An 8290-nucleotide genomic window follows, 5' to 3' on the forward strand; every position below is an offset into this window, starting at 1 on the left:
GCCGGGGTCCGCGTCCGTGGAGAGGCTCACCGGCTGTTCGTCGGGCGGCTCGGCCGGGTCCACGTAGACGAAGCGCGTGGCGCCAATCTCCAGCTCGTCGCCGTCCTTGAGCGCCTTGCGGTTCACCCGCTTCTTGTTGACCTTGATGCCGTTGCGGCTGCCCAGGTCCTCCACGTGCGTGCCGGACCAGTCGCGGCGCACCTTGGCGTGCCGGCGCGAGACGAGGTCGTCCTTGAGGATGACGTCCGCTTCCTTCTCGTCGCGGCCGAAGACGTGCTCCTGCGCGTCGGAGATTTCGATGCGCTGGCCCTCGCGGGGGCCGTTCATGTAGCGCAGGAAGCGCTCGTCACTTCCGCGCAGCACGTCCTTCAACTTGCCGCGCGCGAGGAAGGACGTCTTGTCGCTCACGTCCTGCTGGATTTCGACGACCTTGTCGAAGCGCACGTCGAACTGCGCGATGGCGATGATGTCGCCGTTGCGCAAGAGCTCCTTCTCCCCCTGGGGCAGGGCCTTGCCATTGACCTTCGTGCCGTAGGCACTGCCCAGGTCCTCCAGGAAGTAGAGCGTCCCCTCCTGGCTGATGCGCGCGTGGTTGCGCGACACCGCCTGCTGCGGGAGCACCACCTGGCAGGTCTTGTCCCGCCCCAAGGTGATGATGGGGTCGTCGAGGACGACCTCTTTGCCCGAGGCGCCTCCGGCCTCGCTGCGCTGCGTGACGGTCAGACGGACGCTCATCGCGTGGAGTCGCTACCCGGTAGGGACGGCTAGAATGAGTCGTTGGCCAGGAATCTCTCACACGCCTGATACTCGGTGGGGAATTCCTCGGAGGTACCAAACTTCATGAAGTTCTTGCAGGCCGCCTCGGCGTGGGTCTGCTTGTGGGCGTCCGAGAAGATCTGGAAGAGGCCGAAGTGGCAGGGCGCGAACTTGGCGTCCAGCTTCACGCACTTGCGGTAGGCGCCTTCCTCCTCGGTGAGCAGGCCCTTCTCGCGGTACTGGCGCGCGAGCAGGTACATGGCCGGGGCGCTGTTCTCCGCCGTCTGGGTGTCCTTGAGCTCCTTGAGGGCGGAGTCCGTGAGGGCCGCCTTGCGCTGGGCGACGGCGAGGTTGTTGATGCAGCTGGAGTTCTTCTCATCCAGCCGGGCGCAGTTGCCAAAGGCCTCGCGGGCCTCCGGGAAGCGGCTCTGCTCCAGCAGCACCGTGCCCAGGTCGTGCCACACCTCCGCGGAGTCCGGGGTGAGCTGGGCGGCCTGGGAGATGTGCTCGAAGGCCGTCTCCAGGTCCTTCTCCTCGTAGGCCATGATGCCCAGGTTGTGGTGGGCGTTGGCCACGTTGGGGTTGACGGCGAGCAGGGTGTCGAACTCCTTGCGGGCCTCCTTCTTCTTCCCCATCTTCATGAAGGTGAGGCCCAGGTCGTAGCGCGACTCCAGGTTGTCCGGGTTCACCTGCAGGGCGCGCTTGAAGTTGTCGTGGGCCTTCCCGTAGGCGCCTTCCTCCAAGTAGAGGACGCCCAGGTTCTGGTAGGCCTGCAGGTGCTCCTGGTTGTAGCGCAGGGCCTTGATGAAGAACTCCTTCGCCTTGGGCTTGTTGCCCGAGTACATGGCGATGAGGCCCTTGTTGGCCCAGAGGTCCGCGTACTGGGGGGAGAACTCCAGGCCCAGGTTGCAGTAGGTCTCCGCCTTCGGCAGGTCGCCGTTGGCCATCTCCTGCGCGCACAGCTCATTGTTGATGAGCGCCCGCTCGTGCGGGGGCGGCGTGTTGAGACACGCGGTGGTGGACAGGGAGACGGCGGCGGTCAGCGTGAGGACGAGGCGGCGAAGACGCATGGCCGCGCGAGTGTAGGAGAGCGCCACCCCGCGAGGCAACGCCGGCCTTCGCGTGAATCAGCGCTGTTTTCCAGGGGTTAGGGCGGCTGTAGAGTGCCGCGCCATGCGTACCTACCTTTGTGCCTTTGGACTGCTCGCCGCCCTGCTGGGCGCGACCCCCGCCCACGCCCAGTTCTCCAACCGCAGCCTGGGGCTGTCGCTGGGCTACATGGACTTCCAACGCACCGCGGGACTCGCGGGCACGCCCTTCCTGGGACTGGAGGGCAGCCTCTACATCGAGAACGGCTTCGAGGTGGTCTCCCTGTCGAAGCTGATGTTCCCGAAGGACACCTTCGCCACGCCGGAGAAGCGGGTCATCGGCCTGGCCCCGTCGCTGGGCATCCGCTACCTGCTGCTGGAGGAGAGCATCCGTCCGTACATCGGCACGGACGTCAGCTACCTCATCGTCCTCAAGGACAGCGCCAGCAACTTCGTGGGCCTGGGGCCCAACATCGGCATCGACTTCTTCGTCACGGACGCGGTGAGCCTGGGCTTGCGCGCGCAGTACAACTTCTACCTCGCGCTCAACGAGGATACGCAGACGTCGCTGACGGGCTCGGCGGGCGTGGCGGCGTACTTCTAGGCGCCGCCGGACGCCCCGGGCGCTGGCCCGGGGCGGGCAGCAGGGCGGTGGCGACGAGCAGCGTCCACTTCTCATCCGAGAGGTGGGCGGGCTTCTCCATCGCGAGCGAGTCCTGCAGCCGCGTGCCCAGCGCGGAGAACAGCCGCAGCCGCGCCTCCATCCGGAGCTCCTCGCGGCGCAAGGCCGCGGACAGCACCACCTCCCGCTCCTCGGTGGACAGCCGCTTCACGCGCGAGACGAACAGCGGATCCGCCAGCAGCCCCTCTTCGCCCCGGGTCTCCAGGGCGGAGGGCATCTTGAGGCGGCGCTCGCGCACGACGATGGTGCCCGCGAGCAGGTCCCCCAGCCGCTGGTGCGAGCGCGAGACGAGCGCGGACGTGCCGCCCACGAGGTAGAGCAGCGGCAGCCGGTCCACGACGCGCGCCAGGTTGCGCAGCGCCGCGTGGTAGAAGCCGATGCGCACCCCGCTCTCCTGGATGACCCGCAGGGACAGGGCCTTCTTGCCCACCGTCTGCCCCGCCCAGGCGGTCTCCAGCGTGATGCCGTAGCCCCAGTCCACCAGGAAGTAGACGACGATGCCCAGCGCGCTGGCGAACCCCGGGAACACCACCATCGCCAGGTTCAGCGCCAGCAGCACCGCCGCCGTGGCCACCCCGACGATGACCGCGTCCAGCAGCCACGCGAGGAAGCGCGAGTACACGCCCGCGAGCGTGAAGCGGAACTCCACGTACTCCGGGGTCAGCACCGTGTGGGTGCCGTCGAGCAGGGTGTCGTCGGGAGCAGGTGTCACGGGGCCCACTGTATGCCACGCGGCCCCGGTCCCCACCGCGTCCGCCAGGGGATTTCCGTGGGGGCCGCAAGCAGTCTGGACGGGAACCCGGGGGCAGGCGGGCGAGCAGCCCGTGTCCCTCCGGCGGACAGGTGCGGGGGTTGCCAGAACAGTGTTATTCGTGAATAGCGGGCTCCCACGCTATCCTGCCCGCACTCCCTGAGCCCGTGGCCTCTTCCGACACCTCATCCTGGAACCGCCGCGTGCTGCCAGCGGGCGTCTTCCAGTTCGCGCTCATCGCCGGGGTGACGCAGCTCAAGACGGCGGCGAACGCGCTGGTGCTGTCGCGCTTCGAGTCGCAGGCGCTGCCGTACCTGTACCTGCTGGGCGCGCTGATGACGGCGACGCTCACGCTCCTGCCGCGCGGCAGGCCTGACGCGCCCACGGAGTCCCCCGGCATCCTCACCGGCGTGGGCGGGGTGCTGGCGCTGGGACTGGCGGCGGCGCTGTCCGCGGGGCAGCGCATGCCGGCGCTGGCCCTGTACCTGTTCGCGGACTGCTTCAGCACGTTCGTGTCGTTCCGCTTCTGGGGCCGCATGGCGTCCGCGTTCGACGCGCGCGAGGCCCGGCGGGCGTTCACGGTGCTCAACGGCTTTGGCATGGGCGGCGGCATCGCGGGCGGCCTGCTGGTGCAGGCGCTGGCGGTGCGGCTGGGCACGCCCGTCGTCGTCGTCAGCGGCGCGGTGAGCCTGCTGGCCGCGGGGGCCATCTACCACCACCTGCACCAGACGGACGTGGCGCCGCCTTCGCGGCCGCGCTCGTTGCAGGCGTGGTTCCCGGCGTGGAGCTACCTGGGGGAGAGCCCGTACGCGCAGGTGCTCGCGGCGCTGGGCATCGCGTTCGCGGTGCTGTCGTCCTTCGTGGACTACCTGTTCCGCCTGCGCGTGGAGGGCACGCTGAGCGAGGACGGGCTGGCGGCTCTCTTCGGTTCGCTCCAGCTGTGGATTGGCCTGTTCTGCGTGGCCTTCCAGCTGCTCGTGGCGCAGCGGCTGCTCAAGCGCATGGGCCTGCTCATGTACCTGGCGCTGGTGCCGGTGGTGCTCGCGCCGCTGGCGGGCGCCACGCTGGCCACCGGGCAGCTGTGGCCCGTGCACCTGCTGCGACTGGTGGAGACGGCGGTGAGCTACTCCATCCTGCCCGTGGGCATCCAGCTGCTCTACGCGGCGGTGCCGGACGAGCAGCGCGAGGGCCTGCGCAGCGCGGTGGATGGCCTCTTGCGCAAGGGCGGCGTGGTGCTCGCGGGCCTGATGCTCATCGGCGCGGGGCGCGGGGCCAACGGCATCACGATGGCGGTGGCGGTGGTGGCGCTGTGCGCCGCGCTGGGCCTGCTACTCGTGCGCCTCAAGCCCGCGTACCTCACGGCGCTGGGCGAGCAGGTGGGCGCGCACGAAGAGGAAGAGGTGGAGCTGGGCGGCGAGGCGCAGAAGCTGCTGGTGGAGGCGCTGGGCGCGCCCACGCCGGAGCGCGTGCTGCGCGCGGTGGACATGCTGGAGCAGGCGGAGGCGCCGCTGCGGCAGCACCTGGCCGCGCTCCTCGCCCATCCCCACGAGCGCGTGCAGGAGCGCGGCGTGACGCTGGCCCTGTCCATGGAGGCGCGGGAGCTGGCGCCCATGCTGGAGCGGCTGGTGGAGGAGGGCCCCCGGCGCCCCCGCGACCAGGCCGTGTGGGCCCTGGCGCGCCTGTCCCCGGAGCGCGCGGAGCGGCTGTTGCCGCCGCTGTTGACCAGCCCCGACGTGGGCCTGCGGTGCGCGGCGATTGGCGCGCTGATGCGCACGCAGGTGAACTCGGCGGCGCTGGAGTCGCTGCGCGAATTGCTGTCGAAGGGGGACCATGCCCCGGTGGCCGAGCGGCGCGAGGTGGCACGGCTGCTGGGCCGGCTGAAGGATCCGCGCTTCGCGGGGCCGCTGTCGCTCTACCTGGAGGACATGGACATCTCCGTGCGGCGCGTGGCGCTGGTGGCGGTGGGGGAGGGCGGCTACGTGGAGCTGGCGCCGCGCCTCCTGCCGTTCCTCACCTGGCGCGAGGAGCGTCCGGCCGCGCGTGAGTCGCTGGTGCAGCTGGGCGACGCGGTGACGCCGCTCCTGGAGCTGCAGCTCAACAACAAGGCCGCGCCGCTGGCCATGCGCATGCAGCTGCCCCGCGTGCTGCGTGGCATCGGGTCGTCGTCGGCGCTCAACGCGCTCTTGTTCTCCAACGTGCGCGACGACGCGGGGCTGCACTTCCGCATTGGCGCGCAGCTGTCGCGCCTGCGCGAGGAGCAGCCGGACCACCCGGTGGACGTGGACCGCATCCACGAGGCCCTGGGCCGCCGCCGCGACACGTACCGGCAGCTCGTGGGGGCCTTCCGCGACGTGCAGGCGGCGCTGGGGCCCCAGTCGCTGCTCACGCGCGCGGTGGGCGACCGGTTGGATCAGGCGCTGGAGCTGTCGTTCTTCCTGCTGGGCCTGCTGCACCCGCCGCAGGCGATGCGGCGGATCCACCAGCACCTGGTGGGCTCCGACTCGCGGCGCCGTGCGTACGCGCTGGAGCTCCTGGAGAACCTGGTGGCGGTGGAGGAGCGCGAGCTGGTGATGGAGCAGGTGGAGGCCCACCACCGCGAGTTGCCGCCCGGAGCGCCGGGCCGGCTGTGGCGGCGGCTGGCGGGGCTGGTGCAGAGCGAGGACCTGGTGCTTCGCGCGTGTGCCCGCCACGTGGCGCGGGTGAACGGCCTGGACGTGCTCCCGCAGGAGGATGAAGTGAGCGACACGATTGTCCAACGGATGTTCGCGCTGGAAGGCGTGAGCGTCTTCTCGCAGAGCGACGTGGATGACATCGCCGCCATCGCGGCGGTGGCGCGCGAGTCCCTGTACCGCACGGGCGAGCGGCTCTACAGCCAGGGCGACCCGGGCGACGCGCTCTACGTCATCGTCGAGGGTGCGGTGGACGCGTTCCGCAACGGCGAGCACGTGCTGCGCTTCCAGGCGAAGGAGGCCATCGGCGAGGTGAGCCTGCTCGACGGCGCGCCCCGTCCCACGGACATGGTGGCCGCCGTGGACTCGCGCGTGCTCGTCATCGACCGGCGTGACTTCCTGGACCTGCTGGCGGACCGGCCGGAGCTGCTCACGGGCTTCTTCCGCTCCGTGAGCCAGCAGCTCCAGAGCGTCATCGACCTGCCCGCGCGGCGGGAGACGGGCCAGCGGCTGGAGCTGGGCGTCGCGCAGCAGCCGCATGTCCCGCTGGAGGGCATTGGCGGCCTGCCTCCCGAGGGCAACGCCCCGACCGACGTGTGAGCTTCGCGTCAGTCGCCCGCGCTGTGCGGTGGCGGCGTTACGGCCCCCACGGGCGGCTGCTTCGGGTCCAGGCTGAGCAGGTGGGCCGAGGCCACCGGGATGAAGGGCCGCGTGAAGCAGCGGAAGGGGGGGAGGCTGCCCACGAAGCGCGTCGCCGCGAGGCCCGCGAAGGCCCACGGCTGACGCTCCACGGCCGCGATGGGTGAGCCGACGCCTTCCGTCCTGCGCGCCCACATCCACAGGTACCGGTTGAAGGGGCCCCAGCGCAGGACGGGCAGGGCGTGCGCCAGCTGCTCCCAGCGGCGGAAGAACCAGGGGGGATTCGTGACGGGCGCCACCCAGGCGCGGTCGCTCTTGGCGGCGGTGAAGACGATGAGCCACCAGAAGCCCCAGGCGGTGCTGAGCGTGGTGAACACGGGCTTGTTCCAGAGCACCGGCGTGGTGAGGACCGCCAGCGCCGGGAAGCCCGCCGCGAAGAGCACGAAGGCCCGCCAGCGGCGGCGGACCTTGGCCCGCATCCACGGGAAGTTGAGCCGCACGCGCGGGTGGATCTCCGGATCCTCGGGCGTGACGCCGGTGGCGAGGCTCGCCTCGCGGGAGATGACCGTGTGGAAGTCGCGCGACAGGGCGACGATCACCCACTGCGCCACGCTCAGCGAGCCGAAGAACGCCACCCAGAACTCCCAGCTCCCCAGGAAGAGGATGCCGTGGCGCACCTCGGGCGCGTCGATGTTGAACCCCTTCTGCTGGAGCTCGCGCTGGATGCGCGACCCCTTCGCTTCCTCGGCGTCCCGGGTCGCTTCCTGGAGGGCGGCGGCGATCTCTTCGCGCAGGGGCTGGGGGAGGTTCTCCGTCCCGGGGAGGGGCTCCAGCGCGTCCTCCTTCGTCGGCTCCGCCGCGTCCTCGTCCTCCTGCGTCTCCGAGACGGACTCAGGGGCCCCGGCCTCGCCGGAAGCGGGTGGGACGGCGCCGAGGGGCTTGTCGCCGGCTTCGCTCGCCACGTCCCCCACGGTGCTCACGGCCTCCTCCGGGGTGACCTCGCCCGCGTTCTCCGCGTTGACCGCCTCCGCGATGAGCGCGCCCACCGCGGCGGCCACGGCGGCCTTGTCGACCTTCTCCTCGCCGTCGGCGCCGCGTGCCTTCAGCAGGGCCTCCACCTCGCGGGTCCGCTGCTCGATGCGCGCCTCGGCCTCGCGGCTCCGCGCCCGGGACTCCGGTGTTGACACCCTGGGCGAACGCTCCTCCCGGGTCGGCGTGTCGTCGTGGGTCACCACCACCCAGCCCGCCGCGAGCGCCAGCAGGAACGCCGTCTGGAGCGCCGTCACCCGGAGGTAGCGCTCCCGCGTCGGCGGATCCTTCAGCGTCGTCCTCGCGATGTGGAAGGGCAGGCTCGCGCCGTAGAAGAACTGGCGGATGCGCCCCACGGGGAGTTGACCCCGCACGGACTGGAAGTGCTCGGCGCCGCCCCGCATCTCGCGCCACAGTTGCCAGGGCAGCCCCTGCCTCGCGGAGTCGCCTCGGCTGGAGGCAGAGCTGCCCTCTGTTTCCTCTCGTAAAGGCTTGAAATCCTTGCCTTTCATGCCCGTCATTGCATCACGCTACCACGGCGGGGATGTGCTAAAGGCCGGGCCGTGAACCCGAACCTTCTCTCGCTGCGTCCCTTCCGTCGTCCTACCCGCCAGCTCTGGCTGTCGTCCGGCGCGCTGGTCCTCGCCTTGGGAGCCCTTGCGGGCTGTGAGAAGAC

At 70.7% G+C, this 8290-nt stretch carries 6 protein-coding genes; 2 read left to right on the forward strand and 4 right to left on the reverse strand.

Translation table 11 applies throughout. From position 1 onward, the window contains the following. Together D7V97_RS36370 and D7V97_RS36375 are read right to left on the reverse strand one after the other, a co-directional pair. Positions 1-735 (reverse strand): FHA domain-containing protein (locus D7V97_RS36370; RefSeq protein WP_147445121.1); only part of this gene is annotated, 735 nt, incomplete at its 3' end. Positions 736-764: 29 nt separating this feature from the next. Then, positions 765-1826: a tetratricopeptide repeat protein gene (locus D7V97_RS36375; protein WP_199729059.1), complete on the reverse strand. Its 1062-nt coding sequence runs from the start codon at positions 1824-1826 to the stop codon at positions 765-767. 103 nt (positions 1827-1929) lie between these two features. Here D7V97_RS36375 and D7V97_RS36380 point away from each other — a divergent pair, with 103 nt between their 5' ends. Then, a complete protein-coding gene (locus tag D7V97_RS36380; protein WP_120615208.1) occupies positions 1930-2448 on the forward strand; it encodes a hypothetical protein in 519 nt (172 codons plus the stop codon). Here the strand turns inward: D7V97_RS36380 and D7V97_RS36385 are convergent. Continuing rightward, a complete protein-coding gene (locus tag D7V97_RS36385; protein ID WP_120615212.1) occupies positions 2390-3238 on the reverse strand; it encodes an RDD family protein in 849 nt (282 codons plus the stop codon). The genes D7V97_RS36380 and D7V97_RS36385 overlap by 59 nt on opposite strands. Positions 3239-3444: 206 nt before the next feature. Between D7V97_RS36385 and D7V97_RS36390 the strand changes: the two genes are divergently transcribed. After that, the gene (locus D7V97_RS36390; RefSeq protein WP_120615209.1) at positions 3445-6546 is read left to right on the forward strand and encodes a cyclic nucleotide-binding domain-containing protein; all 3102 of its coding nucleotides are present in this window, start codon (positions 3445-3447) and stop codon (positions 6544-6546) included. An 8-nt stretch (positions 6547-6554) separates the two neighbouring features. Here the strand turns inward: D7V97_RS36390 and D7V97_RS36395 are convergent, their stop codons facing one another. Next, on the reverse strand, positions 6555-8126 hold the full coding sequence (locus tag D7V97_RS36395) for a hypothetical protein (protein ID WP_147445122.1): 1572 nt from the start codon (positions 8124-8126) through the stop codon (positions 6555-6557). Positions 8127-8290 lie beyond the last annotated feature (164 nt).

Origin of the sequence: Corallococcus sp. CA053C (assembly GCF_003611675.1) — a bacterium.
Classification (GTDB): Bacteria; Myxococcota; Myxococcia; order Myxococcales; family Myxococcaceae; genus Corallococcus.

Bases quoted from the DNA above. Each gene is read 5' to 3' on its own strand.
- D7V97_RS36375 (WP_199729059.1), bottom strand. From the start codon at position 1,826: ATGCGTCTTCGCCGCCTCGTCCTCACGCTGACCGCCGCCGTCTCCCTG.
- D7V97_RS36380 (WP_120615208.1), top strand. From the start codon at position 1,930: ATGCGTACCTACCTTTGTGCCTTTGGACTGCTCGCCGCCCTGCTGGGC.
- D7V97_RS36395 (WP_147445122.1), bottom strand. From the start codon at position 8,126: ATGAAAGGCAAGGATTTCAAGCCTTTACGAGAGGAAACAGAGGGCAGC.